The 20,046-nt window shown below is 58.5% G+C and carries 23 protein-coding genes and 1 pseudogene; 11 read left to right on the top strand and 13 right to left on the bottom strand.

Annotated features, from left to right (window positions below):
- Positions 1-51 precede the first annotated feature (51 nt).
- From pstS to J0X03_RS23890, 8 genes are all read left to right on the top strand, one after another.
- Complete coding sequence (gene pstS / locus J0X03_RS23925) at positions 52-1,092, top strand: phosphate ABC transporter substrate-binding protein PstS (RefSeq protein ID WP_033645155.1); 1,041 nt, start codon at positions 52-54, stop codon at positions 1,090-1,092.
- A 91-nt stretch (positions 1,093-1,183) separates the two neighbouring features.
- Positions 1,184-2,140, top strand: a complete 957-nt coding sequence (pstC, locus tag J0X03_RS23920) for a phosphate ABC transporter permease PstC (protein ID WP_016929615.1) — start codon at positions 1,184-1,186, stop codon at positions 2,138-2,140.
- 1 nt (position 2,141) lies between these two features.
- The gene (gene pstA, locus J0X03_RS23915) at positions 2,142-3,032 is read left to right on the top strand and encodes a phosphate ABC transporter permease PstA (RefSeq protein ID WP_019455481.1); all 891 of its coding nucleotides are present in this window, start codon (positions 2,142-2,144) and stop codon (positions 3,030-3,032) included.
- A 54-nt stretch (positions 3,033-3,086) separates the two neighbouring features.
- Positions 3,087-3,857 carry a phosphate ABC transporter ATP-binding protein PstB gene (gene pstB, locus J0X03_RS23910; protein ID WP_016929614.1) on the top strand — a complete coding sequence of 257 codons (771 nt, stop codon included), beginning with the start codon at positions 3,087-3,089 and terminating at the stop codon, positions 3,855-3,857.
- An 11-nt stretch (positions 3,858-3,868) separates the two neighbouring features.
- Entirely contained in the window at positions 3,869-4,603 is a 735-nt protein-coding gene (phoU, locus tag J0X03_RS23905; RefSeq protein ID WP_004933833.1) for a phosphate signaling complex protein PhoU, read from the top strand.
- Between the two features lie 168 nt (positions 4,604-4,771).
- A complete protein-coding gene (locus tag J0X03_RS23900; RefSeq protein ID WP_025304747.1) occupies positions 4,772-5,611 on the top strand; it encodes an ABC transporter substrate-binding protein in 840 nt (279 codons plus the stop codon).
- Between the two features lie 81 nt (positions 5,612-5,692).
- Complete coding sequence (locus tag J0X03_RS23895; protein ID WP_033645154.1) at positions 5,693-6,406, top strand: amino acid ABC transporter permease; 714 nt, start codon at positions 5,693-5,695, stop codon at positions 6,404-6,406.
- Between the two features lies 1 nt (position 6,407).
- Positions 6,408-7,148 carry an amino acid ABC transporter permease gene (locus tag J0X03_RS23890; RefSeq protein ID WP_047026001.1) on the top strand — a complete coding sequence of 247 codons (741 nt, stop codon included), beginning with the start codon at positions 6,408-6,410 and terminating at the stop codon, positions 7,146-7,148.
- Here the strand turns inward: J0X03_RS23890 and yieH are convergent.
- Positions 7,145-7,813, bottom strand: coding sequence for a 6-phosphogluconate phosphatase (gene yieH / locus J0X03_RS23885; protein WP_004933845.1), 669 nt, complete (start codon positions 7,811-7,813; stop codon positions 7,145-7,147). The two genes, J0X03_RS23890 and yieH, sit on opposite strands and share 4 nt — an antisense overlap.
- Positions 7,814-7,859: 46 nt before the next feature.
- Positions 7,860-8,264, bottom strand: coding sequence for an NUDIX hydrolase (locus tag J0X03_RS23880; protein WP_033645151.1), 405 nt, complete (start codon positions 8,262-8,264; stop codon positions 7,860-7,862).
- Between the two features lie 235 nt (positions 8,265-8,499).
- On the opposite strand from J0X03_RS23880, the gene J0X03_RS23875 reads away from it, so the two are divergent.
- The gene (locus J0X03_RS23875; RefSeq protein ID WP_033645150.1) at positions 8,500-9,837 is read left to right on the top strand and encodes an NCS2 family permease; all 1,338 of its coding nucleotides are present in this window, start codon (positions 8,500-8,502) and stop codon (positions 9,835-9,837) included.
- A 35-nt stretch (positions 9,838-9,872) separates the two neighbouring features.
- On the opposite strand, the gene J0X03_RS23870 is transcribed toward J0X03_RS23875, so the two are convergent.
- The 4 genes and pseudogenes from J0X03_RS23870 to J0X03_RS23855 form a co-directional block, all read right to left on the bottom strand.
- Entirely contained in the window at positions 9,873-10,925 is a 1,053-nt protein-coding gene (locus J0X03_RS23870; protein WP_033645149.1) for an alpha/beta hydrolase, read from the bottom strand.
- A 76-nt stretch (positions 10,926-11,001) separates the two neighbouring features.
- Entirely contained in the window at positions 11,002-11,568 is a 567-nt protein-coding gene (locus J0X03_RS23865; RefSeq protein ID WP_033645148.1) for an NADPH-dependent FMN reductase, read from the bottom strand.
- A 161-nt stretch (positions 11,569-11,729) separates the two neighbouring features.
- Positions 11,730-12,455 carry a 4'-phosphopantetheinyl transferase family protein gene (locus tag J0X03_RS23860; protein WP_033645147.1) on the bottom strand — a complete coding sequence of 242 codons (726 nt, stop codon included), beginning with the start codon at positions 12,453-12,455 and terminating at the stop codon, positions 11,730-11,732.
- Positions 12,456-12,730: 275 nt separating this feature from the next.
- A pseudogene (locus J0X03_RS23855) lies at positions 12,731-12,832 on the bottom strand.
- A 193-nt stretch (positions 12,833-13,025) separates the two neighbouring features.
- On the opposite strand from J0X03_RS23855, the gene J0X03_RS23850 reads away from it, so the two are divergent.
- Complete coding sequence (locus tag J0X03_RS23850) at positions 13,026-13,919, top strand: hypothetical protein (RefSeq protein WP_160204698.1); 894 nt, start codon at positions 13,026-13,028, stop codon at positions 13,917-13,919.
- 25 nt (positions 13,920-13,944) lie between these two features.
- Here the strand turns inward: J0X03_RS23850 and J0X03_RS24235 are convergent, their stop codons facing one another.
- The gene (locus J0X03_RS24235) at positions 13,945-14,091 is read right to left on the bottom strand and encodes a hypothetical protein (RefSeq protein ID WP_226772979.1); all 147 of its coding nucleotides are present in this window, start codon (positions 14,089-14,091) and stop codon (positions 13,945-13,947) included.
- Here J0X03_RS24235 and J0X03_RS23845 point away from each other — a divergent pair.
- Entirely contained in the window at positions 14,090-15,097 is a 1,008-nt protein-coding gene (locus J0X03_RS23845) for an amino acid permease (protein WP_230358662.1), read from the top strand. The genes J0X03_RS24235 and J0X03_RS23845 overlap by 2 nt on opposite strands.
- A 10-nt stretch (positions 15,098-15,107) precedes the next feature.
- Here the strand turns inward: J0X03_RS23845 and J0X03_RS23840 are convergent, their stop codons facing one another.
- From J0X03_RS23840 to rpmH, 6 genes are all read right to left on the bottom strand, one after another.
- The gene (locus J0X03_RS23840; protein ID WP_069101018.1) at positions 15,108-15,908 is read right to left on the bottom strand and encodes an MBL fold metallo-hydrolase; all 801 of its coding nucleotides are present in this window, start codon (positions 15,906-15,908) and stop codon (positions 15,108-15,110) included.
- Positions 15,909-16,055: 147 nt separating this feature from the next.
- The gene (mnmE, locus tag J0X03_RS23835; RefSeq protein WP_004933873.1) at positions 16,056-17,420 is read right to left on the bottom strand and encodes a tRNA uridine-5-carboxymethylaminomethyl(34) synthesis GTPase MnmE; all 1,365 of its coding nucleotides are present in this window, start codon (positions 17,418-17,420) and stop codon (positions 16,056-16,058) included.
- Positions 17,421-17,516: 96 nt separating this feature from the next.
- Positions 17,517-19,154 carry a membrane protein insertase YidC gene (gene yidC / locus J0X03_RS23830; protein ID WP_033645144.1) on the bottom strand — a complete coding sequence of 546 codons (1,638 nt, stop codon included), beginning with the start codon at positions 19,152-19,154 and terminating at the stop codon, positions 17,517-17,519.
- Positions 19,155-19,156: 2 nt separating this feature from the next.
- Positions 19,157-19,414: a membrane protein insertion efficiency factor YidD gene (gene yidD / locus J0X03_RS23825; RefSeq protein ID WP_004933881.1), complete on the bottom strand. Its 258-nt coding sequence runs from the start codon at positions 19,412-19,414 to the stop codon at positions 19,157-19,159.
- Positions 19,378-19,737: a ribonuclease P protein component gene (gene rnpA / locus J0X03_RS23820; RefSeq protein ID WP_004933883.1), complete on the bottom strand. Its 360-nt coding sequence runs from the start codon at positions 19,735-19,737 to the stop codon at positions 19,378-19,380. Before rnpA ends, yidD begins: the two co-directional genes overlap by 37 nt.
- Positions 19,738-19,754: 17 nt before the next feature.
- Positions 19,755-19,895: a 50S ribosomal protein L34 gene (gene rpmH, locus J0X03_RS23815; RefSeq protein ID WP_000831330.1), complete on the bottom strand. Its 141-nt coding sequence runs from the start codon at positions 19,893-19,895 to the stop codon at positions 19,755-19,757.
- Positions 19,896-20,046: the final 151 nt, after the last annotated feature.

The raw sequence follows: 20,046 nt of genomic DNA, 5'->3' as shown, positions 1-20,046 counted from the left end.
TCTGATTAAAACGACTCGACGTCGATTTTAAGTATCCCATTAGGAGGGATTATGAAACTGATGCGTACCACCGTCGCCAGTATTGTGGCAGCGACCTTCTCCCTGACCGCCGTGTCCGCGTTCGCTGCTGCCAGCCTGACCGGTGCAGGTGCGACATTCCCCGCTCCGGTTTACGCCAAGTGGGCAGATTCTTATCAGAAAGAAACCGGCAACAAAGTTAACTATCAGGGCATCGGCTCCTCTGGCGGCGTGAAGCAAATCGTGGCCAACACCGTTGACTTTGGCGCTTCCGACGCCCCGCTGTCTGACGACAAACTGGCGGCCGATGGCCTGTTCCAGTTCCCGACCGTGATCGGCGGCGTGGTGCTGGCTGTGAATATCCCGGGCATCAAATCCGGCGAACTGACGCTGGACGGTAAAACCCTGGGCGATATCTACCTGGGCAACGTCAAAAAGTGGAACGATCCGGCTATCACCAAGCTGAACCCAGGCGTGAAACTGCCTGACCAGAACATTGCCGTGGTGCGCCGCGCCGACGGTTCCGGCACCTCGTTCGTGTTTACCAGCTACTTGTCCAAGGTGAACGCGCAGTGGAAAGAGAAGATCGGCGCCGGTTCTACCGTTAACTGGCCGACCGGTCTGGGCGGCAAAGGCAACGACGGCATCGCCGCCTTCGTTCAGCGTCTGCCTGGCTCTATCGGCTACGTAGAATACGCTTACGCCAAGCAGAACAACCTGGCTTACACCAAGCTGGTGTCCGCCGACGGCAAACCGGTCAGCCCGACCGAAGAGAGCTTCAGCAACGCCGCCAAGGGTGCGGATTGGAGCAAAACCTTCGCTCAGGATCTGACTGACCAGAAAGGCGACAACGTGTGGCCAATCACCTCCACCACCTTCATCCTGGTGCATAAAGAGCAGAAAAACCCTGCTCAGGGCGCCGAAGTGCTGAAGTTCTTCGACTGGGCCTACAAAACCGGCGGCAAGCAGGCTAACGAACTGGATTACGCCACCCTGCCGAAAGAAGTGGTTGAGCAGGTGCGTGCGGCCTGGAAAACCAACGTAAAAGACAGTTCAGGTAAAGCGCTGTACTAACAACGCAGGGGCGCGGGTTCGCCGCGCCCCACACAGTTCTTCAGGCTCCGATCCCGGTTGGGGCTGCCAGGGTTCAAACAGAGAGTAATCTATGGCTGAGTACAAGCCGACCATCAAAGCACCGGGCAAAAACGGTGACATCATTTTCAGCGCGCTGGTGAGACTGGCTGCGCTGATTACCCTATTGTTGCTGGGCGGCATCATCGTTTCGCTGATCTTCGCCTCCTGGCCAAGCATGCAGAAATTCGGCTTCGCCTTCCTGTGGACCAAAGAGTGGGATGCGCCGGCGGAGCAGTTCGGCGCGCTGGTGCCTATCTACGGCACCGTGGTCACCTCGCTCATCGCGCTGATTATCGCCGTGCCGGTGAGTTTCGGCATCGCGCTGTTCCTGACCGAACTGGCGCCGAACTGGTTGAAGCGGCCGCTGGGCATCGCCATTGAGCTGCTGGCGGCCATCCCGAGCATCGTCTACGGCATGTGGGGCCTGTTCGTGTTCGCCCCGCTGTTCGCCGAATATTTCCAGACGCCGGTGGGCGACGTGCTGTCGGGCATTCCTATCGTCGGCGAGCTGTTCTCCGGCCCGGCCTTCGGCATCGGCATTCTGGCCGCCGGGGTGATCCTGGCTATCATGATCATTCCTTACATCGCCGCGGTGATGCGCGACGTGTTCGAGCAGACGCCGGTAATGATGAAAGAGTCGGCCTACGGCATCGGCTGCACCACCTGGGAAGTCATCTGGCGCATCGTGCTGCCGTTCACCAAAAACGGCGTCATCGGCGGCGTGATGCTGGGTCTGGGCCGAGCGCTGGGGGAGACCATGGCGGTAACCTTTATCATCGGCAACACCTACCAGCTCGACAGCGCTTCGCTGTACATGCCGGGCAACAGCATCACCTCGGCGCTGGCCAACGAATTCGCCGAAGCCGAGTCCGGCGTGCACACCGCCGCACTGATGGAGCTGGGCCTGATTCTGTTTGTTATCACCTTTATCGTGCTGGCGCTGTCGAAACTGATGATCATGCGTCTGGCCAAGAATGAGGGGCGTTAACATGGCGACGATGGATATGCAAAACGCAGTCGTTCTGGCGGAAAGCCGCCGCAAAATGCAGGCCTGGCGCCGCCAGAAAAACCGCCTCGCGCTGTTCCTGTCGATGGCGACCATGGCGTTCGGGCTGTTCTGGCTGATCTGGATCCTTATCGCCACCGTGACCAAAGGCTTCGACGGTATGTCGCTGGCGCTGTTCACCGAGATGACCCCGCCGCCGAACACCGCGGGCGGCGGCTTGGCCAACGCCATCGCCGGCAGCGGGCTGTTGATCCTGTGGGCGACCATCTTCGGCACGCCGCTGGGCATCATGGCCGGTATTTATCTGGCGGAATACGGACGTAAATCCTGGTTGGCGGAAGTGATCCGCTTTATCAACGATATTCTGTTGTCCGCACCGTCGATCGTGGTGGGCCTGTTCGTTTACACCATTGTGGTGGCGAAGATGGAACACTTCTCCGGTTGGGCCGGCATCGTGGCGCTGGCGCTGCTGCAGGTGCCGATCGTCATTCGCACCACCGAGAACATGCTGAAACTGGTGCCGGATACGCTGCGCGAGGCCGCTTATGCGCTGGGCACGCCGAAATGGCGCATGATTTCCGCCATCACGCTGAAGGCGTCGGTGTCCGGCATCATCACCGGCGTGCTGCTGGCGATTGCGCGCATTGCGGGGGAAACGGCGCCGCTGCTGTTCACCTCGCTGTCGAACCAGTTCTGGAGCACCGACCTGATGCAGCCGATAGCCAACCTGCCGGTGACCATCTTCAAATTCGCCATGAGCCCGTTCGCCGAATGGCAACAGCTGGCCTGGGCCGGGGTGCTGTTGATCACCCTGTGCGTACTGTTACTGAATATCCTGGCGCGCGTGATTTTCGCCAAGAAAAAGCATTCATAAAATTTTGAGCGCCGCTTTGGCGGCGCTGATGAAAAGAGAGAAGTCTTGATGAGTATGGTTACTGACGCTTCCAGCAGCAAAATTCAGGTACGCGATCTGAACTTCTACTACGGCAAATTCCATGCGCTGAAGAACATCACGCTGGATATCGCCAAGAACAAGGTCACCGCGTTTATCGGCCCATCCGGCTGTGGCAAGTCCACCCTGCTGCGCACCTTCAACAAGATGTACCAGCTGTACCCGGAACAGCGTGCGGAAGGCGGCATTCTGCTGGACGGCCAGAACATCCTGACCGACAACTCGGATATCGCGCTGCTGCGCGCCAAGGTCGGCATGGTGTTCCAAAAGCCGACGCCGTTCCCGATGTCGATTTACGACAACATCGCCTTCGGCGTTCGCCTGTTTGAAAAGCTGTCGCGCGCCGATATGGACGAGCGCGTGCAGTGGGCGCTGACCAAAGCGGCGCTGTGGAACGAAACCAAGGACAAGCTGCACCAGAGCGGCTACAGCCTCTCCGGCGGCCAGCAGCAGCGTCTGTGCATCGCCCGCGGCATCGCCATTCGTCCGGAAGTGTTGTTGCTGGATGAGCCTTGCTCAGCGCTGGATCCGATCTCCACCGGCAAGATTGAAGAGCTGATCAGCGAGCTGAAGGCTGATTACACCGTGGTGATCGTGACGCACAACATGCAGCAGGCGGCGCGCTGTTCCGACTCTACCGCATTTATGTATCTGGGCGAGCTGATCGAGTTCAGTGATACTGATAACCTGTTCACTGCGCCGCAGAAAAAGCAGACTGAAGATTACATCACTGGCCGTTATGGTTGATAGGAAGCATCATGGATAACCTGAATTTAAACAAACACATTTCCGGCCAGTTCAACGCAGAGCTCGAGCATATCCGCACCCAGGTGCTGACCATGGGCGGGCTGGTGGAGCAGCAGCTGACCGACGCCATCACCGCGATGCACAATCAGGATGGCGAGCTGGCCAAGCGCGTGATCGAAGGCGACGCCAAGGTCAACATGATGGAAGTGGCGATCGACGAAGCCTGCGTGCGCATTATCGCCAAGCGCCAGCCGACCGCCAGCGATCTGCGTCTGGTGATGGCGATCATCAAAACCATTTCTGAGCTGGAACGCATCGGCGACGTGGCGGACAAGATCTGCCGCACCGCGCTGGAGAAGTTCTCGCACCAGCACCAGCCGCTGCTGGTCAGCCTGGAGTCGCTGGGGCGCCACACCGTTCAGATGCTGCACGACGTGCTGGACGCGTTCGCGCGCATGGATCTGGACGAAGCGATCCGTATTTACCGTGAAGATAAAAAGGTCGACCAGGAATACGAAGGCATCGTACGTCAGCTGATGACCTACATGATGGAAGATTCGCGCACCATTCCGAGCGTGCTGACCGCGCTGTTCTGCGCCCGTTCTATCGAGCGTATCGGCGATCGCTGCCAGAACATCTGCGAATTTATCTTCTATTTCGTCAAAGGACAGGATTTCCGTCATTTGGGCGGCGACGCCCTGGAAAAGCTGCTGTCTCCGGGCGGTAAAGACGAAAAAGACGACTAACCCTTTCCGGGTAATATCCTTCCAAGGCGCGGTTTCCCGCGCCTTTATTCCATCTTAAGCTCGTAAAGATAAAAAGGTTATAAATATAGCTTTTTATATTATTTCCTGACCTATGTGGCGCTTGCTAGCTTATCCGCCAGCAGGACATCAACCACTTAGGAGCTTTCTATGAAACATCGCGCTTTGGCCTTAACGTTGTTAGCCAGTCTGACCGGTTTCGCCGCCGGCGCCGCGCACGCGGACAAACTTGACGATATCAAGCAAGCCGGCGTGGTGCGCATCGCGGTGTTCGACAGCAACCCGCCGTTCGGCTACATCGATCCGCAGAGCAAGAAGCTGGTGGGCTACGATGTGGATGTCGCCGACGCGATCGGCAAAGCGCTGGGGGTGAAAGTGGAGCTGCGCGCCACCAACCCGGCCAACCGCATTCCGCTGCTGGTGTCGAAGAAGGTTGACCTGATTGCCGCCAACTTCACCATTACCGACGAGCGCGCCAAGGAAGTGAACTTCAGCGTGCCGTACTTCGCCACTGGCCAGAAATTCATCGCCCGCAAAGGCGTGTTGAAAACGCCGGAAGACATCAAGAAGCTGCGCATCGGCGCGGATAAGGGCACGGTGCAGGAAATCACCCTGCGCGAGCGTTTCCCGACGGCGAAAGTGATCTCCTACGATGATACCCCGCTGGCGTTCGTGGCGCTGCGTAACGGCAACGTGCAGGCGATCACTCAGGACGACGCCAAGCTGGTCGGCCTGCTCGGCAACCTGCCGGCGGCGCAAAAGGCGGAGTTTGAAATTTCGCCGTTCAGCCTGACCAAAGAGTATCAGGGCGTCGGCATTCCCAAGGGTGAAGATCGCCTGACCGCCGCGGTGAACGAGACGCTGATCAAGCTGGAAAAAGACGGCGAAGCGGTTAAGATTTACGATCGCTGGTTCGGGCCGGAAACCAAATCCGCTCAACCGCGCGGCGATTTCAAAATCGCGCCTTTGGATCAGCAACCAAAAGCCTGACTTAACCGCTTGCGGTGAGATAGGCACGGAGGGGCGCAGCTTGCTGCGCCCCTGATGCATTCTGCAAGACAAGGATTGAACATGAACCTGGACTGGCTGCTGGCGCCGCAATACCTGAGCTGGCTGTGGCACGGTTTTCTGCTGACGCTGTGGCTTTCCGCCTGTGCGGGGCTGGCGGCTACGCTGCTGGGCTTTGTGCTGGCGGCGATGCGCGACAGCAGCCTGCGGCCGTTGCGCTGGCTGGCGATGGGGTACAGTTCGCTGTTTCGCAATACGCCGCTGCTGGTGCAGCTGTTCTTCTGGTACTTCGCCGCCGGGCAGATCCTGCCGTCCGCCGCCATGCAGTGGCTGAACAGCGCCCATCAGGTTGGCCCGCTTGAGTGGCCGTCGTTCGAGTTTCTCGCCGGTTTCTTCGGCCTGACGCTGTACTCCACCGCCTTTATCGCCGAAGAGATCCGCTCCGGTATTCGCGGCGTCGCCGGCGGGCAGAAATATGCCGCTCAGGCGCTGGGGCTGACCGGCTGGCAGGCGATGCGCTATGTGGTGCTGCCGCAGGCGCTGAAAATCGCGCTGCCGCCGCTGCTGGGCCAATACATGAACGTGATCAAGAACTCGTCGTTGACCATGGCGATCGGCGTGGCCGAACTCTCTTACGCCTCGCGTCAGGTCGAAACCGAAACCCTGCGCACTTTCCAGGCGTTCGGCGTGGCGACGGTACTGTATATCGCCATCATCGCGCTGCTGGAAGGCTGGGGCATGTGGCGACAACAGCGTAAACCGCTGGGAGGGCATTGAGATGGATTTCAGCGTGATTCACGACAACCTGGGCTACCTGCTGTGGGGCACCTGGCCGGATGGGCCGCTGGGCGGCGCGGCGCTGACGTTGGCGATAAGCCTGATGGCCGGGGTCGCCTCGGCGGTGCTCGGCACCCTGCTCGGCGTGGCGCTGGCGATGTCGCGCGGCATCGCCGCCGGGCTGCTGGCGGCGGTGTTGGGCTTTTTCCGCGCCATTCCGGTCATCATGCTGATCTTCTGGACCTATTTCCTGTTGCCGATGGTGTTTGGCGTCGAGATCCCGGAAATCACCACCGTCGTGTGCGCGCTGGCGCTGATCGCCTCGGCCTATCTGGCCCATGCGGTGAAAGCCGGCATCGCCGCGATCGGCCCCGGTCAGTGGCAGGCCGGGCTTTCTCTGGGGCTGACCCGCTGGCAGACGCTGCGCATGATCGTGCTGCCGCAGGCGCTGCGCATGATGGTGCCGTCGTTCATAAACCAGTGGATTTCTCTGATCAAAGACACCTCGTTGGCTTATATCGTCGGCGTTGGCGAACTGACCTTCCTGGCGACCCAGGTCAACAACCGCAGCATGGTCTACCCGATGGAAGTCTTCCTGTTCGTGGCGCTGGTCTATTTCGTGTTCTGCCTGGCGCTCGATCTGCTGGCCAACGCGGTCAACCGCCATTTCGGCGCGCAAACCCGCGGCCTGAAGCGCTCCTGGCGCTGGTGGCGCAACAAGCCGCCGTTGCCGGCCAGTTAATCGGCCGTCAGCCGCCAGCCGCGTTCGCGCCACAGCGCGGGCAATTGAGCCAGGTCGTCAAACGTTGTCACCAGCGGGTGGTCGATCGGCGGGTTATGCGGATCGGCGCAGAAGTAAAAGACCGGGATGCCGGCATTGATGCCGGCCTGCGCGCCGGCGGGCGAATCGTCCACCAGGATGCAGCGCGTCACCGGCACCTGCATCTGTTCGGCGGCGTGAAACACGATCGCCGGGTCCGGCTTCCAGCGCTGAATGTCATAGCCGCTGAACAACCGGTCATCAAAATAAGGCAGCATGCCGGTCAGGCCGAGCGAGTGCTGCATCTTGCTGACCGGCCCGTTGGAGACGGTGCAGACTGGCACCGTCACCTGCGCCAGCAGCTCGCGGGCGCCGGCAATCTGTTGTAGTTCGCTGTCGAACAGCCGCGCCACTTCCTGCCGATACAGCGGCTCCAGCGTCTCTTTTGCCAGGTCAGTGCCCTGCTCGGCGTTGACCCGATCGATGATCTCGTACAGCTTCACCCCTTTGTATTTCTTGAATACCTCTTCCAGCGACAGATGAATGCCGTAGCGGGCGAACATATGGACATAGGCTTTGCTGCACAGCACTTCGCTGTCCACCAGCGTGCCGTCGCAGTCGAACAAAATGCAGTCAATCTGATTCATGCGGGACAGGTTCCTTCGGGTTAACGTCGCTGAGGCCGCTCAGCGATCACTTGATCAGGCTACGCGCTTTGAGATCGTGCAAAATCAGCGCGGCGACGTGTGAACACTGTGGCAGATCGCGGCTGTCGCACCACTTCAGCTCGGCGATTTCGGCGGCCGGCTGCAACTGCCCGGTAAAGTCGGCCTGGTAGCAACGAATGCGCACCTGGGTGCCGTCCTGCTTGCCGTCCGCCGGGCCGGTGAACTCGCCGTAAAATGCGATGGATTGCGGCTGCAGCGCAACGGTCAGCTCTTCGTCGATTTCGCGGCACAGCGCCTGCTCATCGGTTTCACCCGCTTCGCGCTTTCCGCCCGGCACATAAAACAGCGTCTTGTTGTGCGAGCGCACCAGCGCCACTTTGTCATCTTTCAGCGCGATCAACGCGAGCTTATCGATAAAGGTCGAAGACATGCGGGTTCCTGTTTTTTTAGCGGGTAGGGTAAGAGATGCGATAGGCCATTTTATCGGCCGTGCCGGCAAACGGCAACGCGGCGGGCTGTGATGGAGAATGAATGCCTGTAAATACAAGCCGTTGACGCGTTTAGCCGTAAAGACGGAGAAAAAAACCTGTGACCGGCGTCAAAAGCCCCATTTTTTGTTATAGGATAGCCGGCGACTGTCCATTCCCATTTTCGGAATTCTGATAATGACCAAACCAGTATCTGGCCTTGACGCTGAGCAAGGCTTGCTTGGGCGCGTGTTTAAACTCAAGCAACATGGCACGACGGCGCGTACGGAAACGATTGCCGGTATCACCACTTTCCTCACCATGGTGTATATCGTGTTCGTTAACCCGCAAATTTTGGGCGCGGCGGGCATGGATACCCAGGCGGTATTTGTCACCACCTGTTTGATCGCCGCCTTCGGCAGCATCTTTATGGGCCTGCTGGCGAACCTGCCGGTGGCGTTGGCGCCGGCGATGGGCCTGAACGCCTTCTTCGCCTTCGTGGTGGTCGGCGCGATGGGCATCTCCTGGCAGGTGGGCATGGGCGCCATCTTCTGGGGCGCGGTCGGCCTGCTGCTGCTGACCATTTTCCGCATTCGCTACTGGATGATCGCCAACATTCCGGTCAGCCTGCGGGTCGGCATCACCAGCGGCATCGGTTTGTTCATCGGCATGATGGGGCTGAAAAACGCCGGCATCGTGGTGGCCAACCCGGACACGCTGGTGGCCATCGGCAGCCTGACCTCGCACAATGTGCTGCTGGGGGCACTCGGCTTCTTCATCATTGCCGTGCTCTCTTCGCGCAACTTCCACGCGGCGGTGCTGGTATCGATCGTGGTCACTACCCTGATCGGCTGGATGCTGGGCGACGTGAAATACGGCGGCCTGTTCTCCTTGCCGCCGAGCATCACCTCGGTAGTGGGCCAGGTCGACGTGGCCGGCGCGCTGAACATCGGGCTGGCCGGGGTCATCTTCTCGTTTATGCTGGTGAACCTGTTCGACTCCTCCGGCACCCTGATCGGCGTCACCGATAAAGCCGGTTTGACCGACAACCAGGGCAAGTTCCCGCGCATGAAGCAGGCGCTGTATGTTGACAGCATCAGCTCGGTGGCCGGTTCGCTGGCGGGCACTTCTTCCGTAACCGCTTACATTGAAAGCTCATCCGGCGTCGCCGTGGGCGGCCGCACCGGTTTGACGGCGGTGGTCACCGGCCTGCTGTTCCTGCTGGTGATCTTCCTGTCGCCGCTGGCGGGTATGGTGCCGGCGTATGCCGCCGCCGGCGCGCTGATCTACGTCGGCGTGCTGATGACCTCCAGCCTGGCGCGGGTGAAATGGGACGATCTGACCGAAGCGGTACCGGCGTTTGTCACCGCGGTGATGATGCCGTTCAGCTTCTCGATCACCGAAGGCATTGCGCTCGGCTTTATCTCCTACTGCGTGATGAAGCTCGGCACCGGCCGCTGGCGTGAAATCAGCCCGTGCGTGGTGGTCGTGGCGCTGCTGTTCGTGCTGAAGATCGTCTTCGTCGACGGCCATTGACAGCCAAAGGGCCGACGTCCGTCGGCCCTGAAACCTTAGACTCCCGGCGTCGCATCCGGCGCCCGATCCAGCACCCATTGCAATGGCCGCCTGAAGCGCGCCTGCCAACTGCCGGCGGCATCCTCCCCTTGGGCGAAGTGCAGCGTCTGCACCTGATTATCCTCTCCGAACAGATTGGCGAAGTGCAATGCCAGCGCCTGCTCGCTGAAGTTCTGCCGATCGTAATACGCCATCACGATTTTCTTTTTCGCCGCCAGCGACTGCTGGGCCGGCTTGATCTCGCCGTTGGGGGCGATCAATAGCGCGCCGGCGTAAAACTGCGGGTACTTCGCGATCAGATTGGCGGCGTGCAGCGCACCCTGGCCGCGAGCGCTGAGATAAATCCGCTGGGGGTTCAGCTTTAACTGTGGAGCCAGCTGTTGCACCGTACGCTGAAGGGCGGCCTGGGTGCTTTCGTCGCTGTAATTCGACCAGCGGAAGCTGTTTTCCGACAACATCTGCGTGCCGTTGATCTCGATATAGGCCACGCCCATTTCGCCGAACAGCAGCCGTTCCTCGGGGCTGATGGCGGCGGCCTTGCCGTAGGTATGCAGGAAGATCACCGTTGGCCAACCTTCGGGCGGCGCTTCGCCGTCCGGTATCGCGTAGCTGGCTTTGCCTTCATAGCGGCGGGCGTGCTGCAGATAGCGCGCTTTGGTGGCGGCCAGAATGGATTGGTAGGTGGCGGAATGCTGGATGCTGTTGAAGGCGTCGTCCTCCAGCAGATTGTAGTAGTACCACAGGCCGCGATCGGCGCTCAGCTGCAGATAGCGCTCCGCCAGCTCGGTTTGCCCTTTCTCCGCCGACGATACCGCCAACTGGTAGGGGGCCCAGACGTTGCGGCCGTCTTCGCGCATCAGCGTCAGGTACAGCGACATGGCGCCCAGCTTTTTATCTTCCTGGTTTTGCGCGGATCGCGACAGTTGGGCGTTAAGCGCACTGTGCGCAGGCAGCTCCAGCGGCTCTTCACCGGCGGGATAACGCATGTCTGCGGCGAAAGCGGGACTGGTGATGGAAACGAAAAATAACGCTAAAATGAAAAAATACATGATGCTATGGCTTTAATTTCAATAAATTGGCGGACTTCATGTCCTGTTGCGGCACCCTGCGGGCGCCGCGAGACCGTCATTCCACGCGGCGAATGAAATCGCTGAACGCGGACAGCTGGCCGGTCAGGAAATCCAGCGTTCCCTGATCGCTCAGTTCACCGGCCTGTTCATCGACCTTGTTCTGGATCACGCCGCCCATAAACTCGGGCTTGTTCATCACCATCGCATCCAGGAACACCAGGATCTGGCGCAGGTGGTACTGGCAGCGCGCGCCGCCGATGGGCCCCATCGAGCTGGTTTGAATGGCCACCGGCTTGCCGGCCAGCGGTTGATTCGGCAAGCGAGACAACCAATCGATGGCGTTTTTCAACCCGCCGGGCACGGAATAGTTGTATTCGGGGGTGACGATGATCACGCCGTCGGCCTGGCGGATCTGCTCTGCTATCGCTTCGACCGCGGCAGGGAAACCCTCACCCTGTTGCATGTCGGCGTCGTACAGCGGGATATCGCGGATGGAAGGCAGCGCTTCAATGGTGACGCCCTGCGGAGCCAGGCCTGGCAGAGCGCGGGCCACCATGGCGTTGTAGGAGCCTTTGCGCAGGCTGCCGAGCAGAGTGACGATTTTTAAGGCTTGGTCTGACATGATGATTCTCCCTTTCGAATGAGCAGATTCAGCGGACAACATGGGCGAATAGTAGGCTAAAGCTCGGGTCGAGAATAGGCGATTGCTCAACATTTAGCTGTTTTTACAAATTACGGCAGAAATTCGTGCGGTAAAAACGGCTTTATCCGCCTTGCGCCACGTTAACCGGGCGTCTTCAGGCCCGTCAGTTTGACGAATCGCGAGGACGCCGCCGGGCTGCGGGGCGAGATTTCCCCGTCTTTGTGCAGGCCGCGGCGCTCTTCGTAGCGCCAGCACAGCAGGCGATCCAGCCCGGGGCTGCCGGCGCAGGCCCAGCTCAGGTATTCATCGGCGTCGCTCATCACCTGAACGTCCGGCGTGGCGCTGGAGCGCAGGTGCCCGGAGAACGGATGCAGACGCAGCGTAGACTGGCCGCTGTTGCCCAGGCCGGAAATTTTCAGCACGCTTTGCCGGATGCTCCACAGCTGAGTTTCCGCCTCCAGCCGATCGTCCTGCGCGCCGATCCAGGCACTTTCCGCCGGCGTCTGATGCGCGTGTTGCAGCGCGCTTTGCCGGGTGCCGCGCGCCCGCATCACTTCGATATCCAGTCCGACTTTGCCTTCGTCGCTGAGCAGCACGCCCACGGTGTTGCTGGCGTAGGCGAGGCTAAAATCGGGCAGCTGATGATCGGCGAAGCAGGGGCGGCCGGTCGGGGTGGTGGCTATAGGGGGAAGCGTCGGCAGGCCGTACAGGTAAAACATCATTTCGGCGAGCAGAATGCGCCCTTGCAGGTAACGCGTGCGGCGCTTAACGGAAAAGGTGCGGGTGGCGGCTATCACTTCGTCGGAGAGTCTCTGGGTATCCAGGACAGCGGAGGCCGGGGTCCATCGGGCAAAATGACACGCCATTGTTCACTCCATGACAGAGGGTCGCTAAGAACGCAGGGGTGTTAGATTAAGACTAAGTTGAGGATTTATCATCAAAAAACACTATGCGGATTATCCGATTTGTTGGCTTTTGCGCTGTGCAGGAGGGGATGGGGGCATGCAAGGCGAAGGTTATTCAGACCTCAAATCGCGTTGCGTAACGGGGTCGTGCATAAAATTAATCAGTTCCGAAGCCAGCCGCTTTCGAATCGACGGCGTCCAATGAACCCATAAAATATCGCCTGATAAGAAAAAGTTGGCGGAGAGAGCAGGATTCGAACCTACGACACGATGACTCGTGTGGATTTAAGAAACGGTTAGTTTCTTAAATCTGGCTTAAACCACTCGCCCACCTCTCCGCATTCGTTTGTTGGAAATATAAAACCACATAATAAAAATGGTTAAAATAACCTGAACTTGAAAATGTGAGCAAACCCACAAAAACCCTATTTATTGTGGGTGTTTATTAATTATCAGAGTCAGGTCACTAAATTTACATTAGCTATTGTTATAAAAAGTTGGCGTCATTGGCTACGAATAGGGAAGAAGGGTATGCCAGATCTCGAATTAATGCCGCTGCAAAGCGCCGATTTTTATAAGACAGCTGAACGTGTTGTTTTTAAAGAATATAAATGTAACTGCAAAAAAGGTTGGAAGGGTGAAGATCGCTTTATTGTCTACAAAGCCGATCAGAATGGGATCGCTGAGGTTATCAACAATGAGGTTTCAAATAACAACGTTGAAGACCTCATCGCGCTGGCATCGTCTTTTTTGACGGATAAGGTGGTGATTTCCGGTGGGCATACCGTGGTTAATTTGGACGATCGTTTTTCTGTCAGCAGTGAAGTGGAAAAGTCCGCGCGCTTCTGCATCGACTACATTACCGAATCCATCAGACGGCTCAGTGTTCAGCCTGACTTCTTGATGGAAATAAATGATTTCTATATGGAAAAAAGTGATGGCAGCGAGATAGACGGCGCTAACGAATTCAGGAAGATGGCGACATCGCCGTACATTATTCCGGAAAAAATAAACGACTACATTCTGGCGTCGAATCAACGTCATGGCATTGATATCAAAGCATTTTATGTCAGTGAGAAAAACATGGCGGATCGCTTTAAACGCCACATTAAAAACCGTATGGATAAAGAGGCGTATTTTCAGCGCCAAGACGGAAATGTGAAGATGACGGTGGGTGAACACGCGTTCGATATCATCAAGGAAAATAAACCGACCTGCGCGGCGGGAAATGCCGCGACGTTCAGGGCTATTCGGTATCGCATTTCCTCCAATAAAATCTTTGATAATTACACGTCGCATATTGGTGTTTTTCCGCTGTGTTCACGCGTCAACGTGCTTAACGGCTATCGTGCGGCCGCAACTTTTTACGATAACTTCACTTTGCCTTCTTTACTGGTCTTCTTCGGCAAATCCTGTTTCGAATGACATTTTTGTGCCAGCTGGCTATGCGTCACGCATAGCCATGATGGTCGAGCATCATCATGAAAATCTCACACCTGTATTGGCCTGTCACTTTCTTCTCCACGGCATTCGGCGCCGGGATTTTCTTTTTGCCACAGGCGGTGGGGCCGGGCGTGCTGGGGATGAAAGTGTTCATGCTGTTTATCGTTATCGCCATGTCGGTATCGATGATGGCGCACTATCTTTTTTTCAAATTCATCATTTCGCACCCGGAGAAAGATTTCCTGGCGGCATCATCGACATTTATCGGCGAGCGGGCAGCGGCAATCGTCTGTGTGCTGTTTATTTTGTCGATGATTATTATCGTGCTGATAAATTTCATCACCTTGGTCAACGTCGTCGCGTCTTTTTTCCACAACGGATTCTGGGTCAGGGGCGGCATTTCGCTGTTGCTGAGTGCCGCGCTGTCGGTGGCATGGTTGGCGTTTAGTCAGCGAATCGAGCACCTGATTTCCAGAATGGCACTGGTTTCTATCGTACTGGTGGCGATCCTGGCGGTGTTTTTCCTGTTACAACCTGCGGTGGGGCAGCAGGCGGTGCAGGCGCCGCCTGGCATTTCATTGCAGACGTGGCTGCTGCTGCCGATTTTTCTTTTTACATTTAACTTTACCCCGTGCATCCAGCGCTTTGCGAAAAGCGCCTTACGACCGCAGGCGCGCAGTATTCTGTTTGGCAAGGTACTGATCATGGCGTTTATCGTCATGATCGTTATCGCCATCAGCCGTTTGCTGACGCTGGATGACATCTCAATCATTAACAGCCGCAATGTAGATGCGCTGTTTTATACCGCCGGTTTGACCGGCAACGCCACGGCGTGGTTAGGCGCTGCCCTGTTGCTGTGTTTACTGACCGGCGGCGCCTATATCGGCACGTTGACCGGCGTGATCGATGGCATTACGTCCTTCGGCGTGGCGGGCAAAAAGAGAATCATCGCAGGGAATATCGTTGTCTGTACGTTTATTGGCGCGATCAACCCGAGCATTATCAAGATCATCTCGGGCTGGTCGATACCCGTTATCGTGATGACCGTCTTTTTCATTCCATCACTGTATTTTTTGCTACGGGGCGACGGCAGGCAAAAGGGGATCGGCGTCGTCGTGCTGGGCTGCGGGATCGCGGTAATCGCAACGTTGTTGGTGTAAAGCTGCACGCTTAATCCAGCACCAGCCTATCGCCGGTGGCCGGCGCGATCCCTTCCGGCAGCCATAGCCGGCCCCAGGCGCCGGTACAGTGGCAGCCCATAATCTTTTCCGGCTGATGCTGGCGCAAAAAACGGCGGACGCGCCAGAGCGTGCGCGGGGAAGCGCAGCGCAGATGAAAACCGCCGATCAAGGCGTGGATCCGATCGACCCCGGTGATTTGCTGGCAATGGCGCACGATATTGACGATCCCGCGGTGCCCGCAGCCGGTCACGATCACCAGACCGCGATCCGATTTGTAAATCAGCACCCCTTCGTCAATAACGTAATCTACCGCTGCGTTCTCCCCGGCGATCACCCCGTAGGCGCGGGGTGCGGGCACCGCGATTTCGCCTGACCACATAAAGCGATCGCCGATCGCCAGCGGCTCTCGGCTGTATTGCATGCGGTGGCGCGAGTAGTCGATATCCAAAGAGAGCTTTTTTATTTTCCGAGTGTGGCCCAGCACCTTCAGCGCCGCATAGCGCTCATCGCCGACCTGCGGGTGGCAGATGATACGGCTGTTGTCTGGCAGCCAGGCGACGCCGCCGCAGTGGTCATAGTGGCCGTGGGAGAGCACCGTCGCGGTGATACGGGAGAGATCGACACCCATCAGCGCCGCATTGCGCAGAAAGCTGTCGTCGGGGCCGGTATCGAACAGTATGGAGGTCGTATCATCCTCAATCAGCAGGCTTAACCCGGCCTTGGCCTGCAATAGCGGGTTGGCGCCGGCGGCGCGGCGGTTTTCCAGCAGTACCCTGAGGGTCAATGCCATGTTGACTCGTTCCTGAGAGAGATTCCTGACTGACCAGTATAGCGCGGGACGCTGCGGCGGCTCTGTGAGCCGGCGCGCAGAGCGAGAGCGGAAAAGAAAAACGGCCGGAACAAGGGCTTGTCCCGGCCGTGAAGGCGTCTGGCGGTGTTACTTGCCGATACAGAAGCTGGAGAAGATGCGGCCCAGCAGATCGTCGGAGGTGAATTCGCCGGTGATTTCGCTCAGGGCCAGCTGCGCCTGGCGCAGTTCCTCGGCCAGCAGCTCCCCCGCGTAAGCGCTCACTAACTGTTCTTTGCCCTGCACCAGGTGCTGCGCCGCCAGTTCCAGCGCCTGCAGGTGGCGGCGGCGCGCCAGGAAGCCGCCTTCCATGTTGCTGGTGAAGCCCATGCTCTGTTTAAGATGATCGCGCAGCACATCGACGCCTTCGCCGGTGCGGGCCGACAGGCGAATAAGTGAGTGGTTATTCACTTCCGTCAGACCCAGCGTTTCACCGGTGATGTCGGCTTTGTTGCGCACCACGGTGATAGGTAGCGTGCCAGGCAGGCGCGCCATAAACTCCGGCCAGATCTCCGCCGGCTCGGTGGCGGCGGTGGTGGTGCCGTCAACCATAAACAGCACCCTGTCGGCCTGTTCGATCTCGTTCCATGCACGTTCGATGCCGATGCGTTCCACTTCGTCGCTGGCGTCGCGCAGGCCGGCGGTGTCGATGATGTGCAGCGGCATGCCGTCGATATGGATGTGTTCGCGCAGAACGTCGCGGGTGGTGCCGGCGATATCGGTGACGATCGCCGCCTCGCGTCCTGCCAGCGCATTGAGCAGGCTCGATTTGCCGGCATTGGGGCGCCCGGCGATCACCACCTTCATCCCTTCGCGCAGCAGGCTGCCCTGGCGCGCTTCACCGCGCACGTTGTCCAGATCCGCCATCACGTCGTTGAGCTGCGCCTCGATTTTACCGTCGGACAGGAAGTCGATTTCCTCGTCCGGGAAGTCGATCGCCGCTTCCACATAGATTCGCAGGTGAGTGAGCGCTTCCACGAGCTGGTGGATGCGGGTGGAGAACGCGCCCTGCAGCGAGTTCATCGCCGAACGCGCCGCCTGCTCGGAGCTGGCGTCGATCAGATCGGCAATCGCTTCGGCCTGCGCCAGATCGAGTTTGTCGTTGAGAAACGCGCGCTCGGAGAACTCGCCCGGCCGCGCGATGCGCACGTCGGGCAGCGCCAGCACGCGCTTGAGCAGCAGATCGAGGATCACCGGCCCGCCGTGGCCCTGCAGTTCCAGCACGTCTTCGCCGGTAAAGGAGTTCGGCCCCGGGAACCACAGCGCGATGCCCTGATCGAGGGTGGCGCCCGTAGCGTCGCGGAACGGCAGATAGTCAGCGTAGCGCGGCTTCGGCAGCTTGCCGAGCAACGCCTGGGCGACGTCTTTGGCCTTGCTGCCGGAAATGCGCAGAATGCCGACGCCGCCGCGTCCCGGCGGGGTGGCTTGGGCTACGATGGTATCGGTGGTGCTCATAACGGTTCTCTCTGACGATTAAGATGCAAAAAGGCGGTCTAATGACCGCCTTTGGGGTGACTGCAAGGGTCGGCGCGCCGAACCCCTACAATACGCTTAGCTTTTTTTCTTGTCGCGGCTGTGCAGACCGCGTTTTTCCAGACCACGGTAAATCAGCTGCTGCTGCAGGATGGTCACCAGGTTGCTGACGATGTAGTACAGCACCAGACCGGACGGGAACCACAGGAAGAACACTGTGAAGATCACCGGCATGAAGGTCATGATTTTCTGCTGCATCGGGTCAGTCACGGTGGTCGGCGACATCTTCTGGATGAAGAACATCGTCACGCCCATCAGGATTGGCAGGATGTAGTACGGGTCTTGCGCCGACAGGTCATGGATCCACAGGGCGAACGGCGCGTGGCGCAGCTCGACCGAACCCATCAGCATGTAGTACAGCGCCAGGAAGATCGGCATCTGAATGATCAGCGGCAGGCAGCCGCCGAGCGGGTTGACTTTCTCCGCCTTGTACAGCGCCATCATCTCTTGGCTCATGCGCTGCTTGTCATCGCCGATGCGTTCGCGCATCGCCTGCAGCTTCGGCTGCAGCATGCGCATTTTCGCCATCGAGGTGTACTGCGCCTTGGTCAGCGGGTACATGATGCCGCGCACGATGAAGGTGATGATGATGATGGAGAAGCCCCAGTTGCCGATAAAGCCGTGGATGAACTTCAGCAGTTTGAACAGCGGCTGGGAGATGAACCACAGCCAGCCGTAATCCACGGTCAGGTCCAGGTGAGGCGCCAGTTGGGCCATCTGGTCCTGCAGCTCCGGGCCGACCCACAGGGTCGCGTTCAGCTGCTGCTGAGCGCCAGGCTGCACCACGACCGGGGTAGATTTGAAGCCGATGGTGGACAAGTTGTCACCCGGTTTGGCGGTGTAGAAGGTGTTGTCACCCTTGGTCGCCGGTACCCACGCGGTGGCGAAGTACTGCTGCAGCATGGCGACCCAACCGTCTTTGGTGGTGACGCTCAGGTTTTCGTCTTTGTCGAACGCGTATTTCTGGTACTTGTCCTCGCTGGACGAGTATGCCGCGCCGCGGAAGGTGTGCAACGCGAAGTTGCTGCTGCCGGTATCGCGGTGCTTAGGCAATTCGGTGGTCTGCTTCAGCTGGCCGAACAGGGTCAGCTCCAGCGGCGCCGCGCCTTTGTTGTCGATGCTGTAATCCACGCCGACCGCATAGTGGTTGCGTTTGAGCACGAAGGTCTTGGTGTAGACCGCGCCGTCTTTATCGGTGTAGGTCAGCGGGATGCGCAGCTCGTCCTGGCCTTCCGGCAGGGTGTAGCTGTCCTGCGCCGCTTGGTACAGCGGGCGTTCGCCGTTGGCCGGGTTGTCCGGGCCGTTTTTACCGGTCAGGCCGCTTTGCGCCTGATAGACGAACGACGGAGTGGTTTCCAGCAGTTGGAACGGAGTCGATGAACCCAGAGTTTCCGGGTAGGCCAACAGTTTAGCCTGCTCGATATCGCCACCACGGGTGTTGATGGTCAGTGACAGCACGTCGGTGTTCACGGTAATCAGCTTACCCTGACCACTGGCTGGCACGGCCTGGCTGGCGGCATCACCGGCTACTGCGTTCGAAGTCTGTTGCGTGGTCTGTGCGGCCGGCTGCGGAGCGTTGTCCGTTTGCCATGCCTGCCAGATCATGAAAGACACGAACAGCAGAGCGATGAGGAGAAGATTGCGTTGCGAATCCATCGTTAGTGTTCTCTGTTATCGTCGGTTTTTGGCGGCACCGGATCATCGCCACCTGGGTTCAAAGGGTGGCATTTTAATACGCGTTTCAATGCTAACCAACTGCCTTTTATCATGCCAAACCTGCTTAATGCCTCAATTGCGTAATGAGAGCATGTCGGCTGGAAGCGACAACGAGGCCCTAGCAGCGGACTGATGACGAGCTGATAGGCCCGCACCAGCCCGATCAGGATGCGGGAGCCTGGCGACAGTGGCGACGCCATAATTTATCCAAAGCTTCCGTCAGCGCGCGGTTATCCAAATCCGCTATCCCCTTTTTGGCCACCACGACAAAATCCATCGCCGGTAATTCGTGCTGGCGCAGGCGGAAGCTTTCGCGGGTTAGGCGTTTGATCCGATTACGCTCGTGCGCGCGTTTGACGTGTTTTTTGGCGACGGTAAGACCGATGCGGGGATGCCCCAGCTGGTTCAGGCGGCCGAGGATGGTGATTTGCGGCGTGCCAGCCCGTTGTGGCTGCTGGAAGACGAAAGTGAAATGAGTGGGAGTTAACAAACGTAACTCCCTGGGAAAAGCGAGCTTAACCACTCAGCGGGTTAGCTTTATTACTTAGAAACAGTCAGACGAGCACGGCCTTTCGCACGACGGCGGGCCAGAACTTGACGACCATTTTTGGTGGCCATACGAGCACGGAAACCGTGGCTACGGTTGCGCTTCAATACGGACGGTTGGAAAGTGCGTTTCATAGCGATTTCTACCTAAACTTAAAATAATTACTGATCAGTAAACGCGTTTGGCTACTCGGCGTGAAGATGACCGACGCCTCAATCGCAATACATAAAGAAGCGGGATTGTAATAATTGTACAGTCCTGAGTCAATTCGCATCGCGCCAGCCT

Origin of the sequence: Serratia ureilytica, from assembly GCF_017309605.1 — a bacterium.
Taxonomy (GTDB): Bacteria; Pseudomonadota; Gammaproteobacteria; order Enterobacterales; family Enterobacteriaceae; genus Serratia; species Serratia ureilytica.
The sequence above is the reverse complement of the archived record's forward strand: the minus strand, read 5'-3'. Positions and strand labels throughout refer to the sequence as shown.

Coding starts and splice junctions, on each gene's coding strand:
- pstB (WP_016929614.1), top strand. CDS start 3,087: ATGGTTACTGACGCTTCCAGCAGCAAAATTCAGGTACGCGATCTGAAC.
- yieH (WP_004933845.1), bottom strand. CDS start 7,813: ATGAATCAGATTGACTGCATTTTGTTCGACTGCGACGGCACGCTGGTG.
- J0X03_RS23890 (WP_047026001.1), top strand. CDS start 6,408: ATGGATTTCAGCGTGATTCACGACAACCTGGGCTACCTGCTGTGGGGC.
- yidD (WP_004933881.1), bottom strand. CDS start 19,414: ATGGCGTCGCCACTGTCGCCAGGCTCCCGCATCCTGATCGGGCTGGTG.
- J0X03_RS23900 (WP_025304747.1), top strand. CDS start 4,772: ATGAAACATCGCGCTTTGGCCTTAACGTTGTTAGCCAGTCTGACCGGT.
- pstA (WP_019455481.1), top strand. CDS start 2,142: ATGGCGACGATGGATATGCAAAACGCAGTCGTTCTGGCGGAAAGCCGC.
- yidC (WP_033645144.1), bottom strand. CDS start 19,154: ATGGATTCGCAACGCAATCTTCTCCTCATCGCTCTGCTGTTCGTGTCT.
- J0X03_RS23865 (WP_033645148.1), bottom strand. CDS start 11,568: ATGTCAGACCAAGCCTTAAAAATCGTCACTCTGCTCGGCAGCCTGCGC.
- rpmH (WP_000831330.1), bottom strand. CDS start 19,895: ATGAAACGCACTTTCCAACCGTCCGTATTGAAGCGCAACCGTAGCCAC.
- J0X03_RS23875 (WP_033645150.1), top strand. CDS start 8,500: ATGACCAAACCAGTATCTGGCCTTGACGCTGAGCAAGGCTTGCTTGGG.
- J0X03_RS23880 (WP_033645151.1), bottom strand. CDS start 8,264: ATGTCTTCGACCTTTATCGATAAGCTCGCGTTGATCGCGCTGAAAGAT.
- J0X03_RS23870 (WP_033645149.1), bottom strand. CDS start 10,925: ATGTATTTTTTCATTTTAGCGTTATTTTTCGTTTCCATCACCAGTCCC.
- J0X03_RS24235 (WP_226772979.1), bottom strand. CDS start 14,091: ATGAACACTTTCATCCCCAGCACGCCCGGCCCCACCGCCTGTGGCAAA.
- J0X03_RS23840 (WP_069101018.1), bottom strand. CDS start 15,908: ATGGCATTGACCCTCAGGGTACTGCTGGAAAACCGCCGCGCCGCCGGC.
- pstC (WP_016929615.1), top strand. CDS start 1,184: ATGGCTGAGTACAAGCCGACCATCAAAGCACCGGGCAAAAACGGTGAC.
- pstS (WP_033645155.1), top strand. CDS start 52: ATGAAACTGATGCGTACCACCGTCGCCAGTATTGTGGCAGCGACCTTC.
- J0X03_RS23850 (WP_160204698.1), top strand. CDS start 13,026: ATGCCAGATCTCGAATTAATGCCGCTGCAAAGCGCCGATTTTTATAAG.
- phoU (WP_004933833.1), top strand. CDS start 3,869: ATGGATAACCTGAATTTAAACAAACACATTTCCGGCCAGTTCAACGCA.
- J0X03_RS23860 (WP_033645147.1), bottom strand. CDS start 12,455: ATGGCGTGTCATTTTGCCCGATGGACCCCGGCCTCCGCTGTCCTGGAT.
- J0X03_RS23845 (WP_230358662.1), top strand. CDS start 14,090: ATGCTGTTTATCGTTATCGCCATGTCGGTATCGATGATGGCGCACTAT.
- mnmE (WP_004933873.1), bottom strand. CDS start 17,420: ATGAGCACCACCGATACCATCGTAGCCCAAGCCACCCCGCCGGGACGC.
- J0X03_RS23895 (WP_033645154.1), top strand. CDS start 5,693: ATGAACCTGGACTGGCTGCTGGCGCCGCAATACCTGAGCTGGCTGTGG.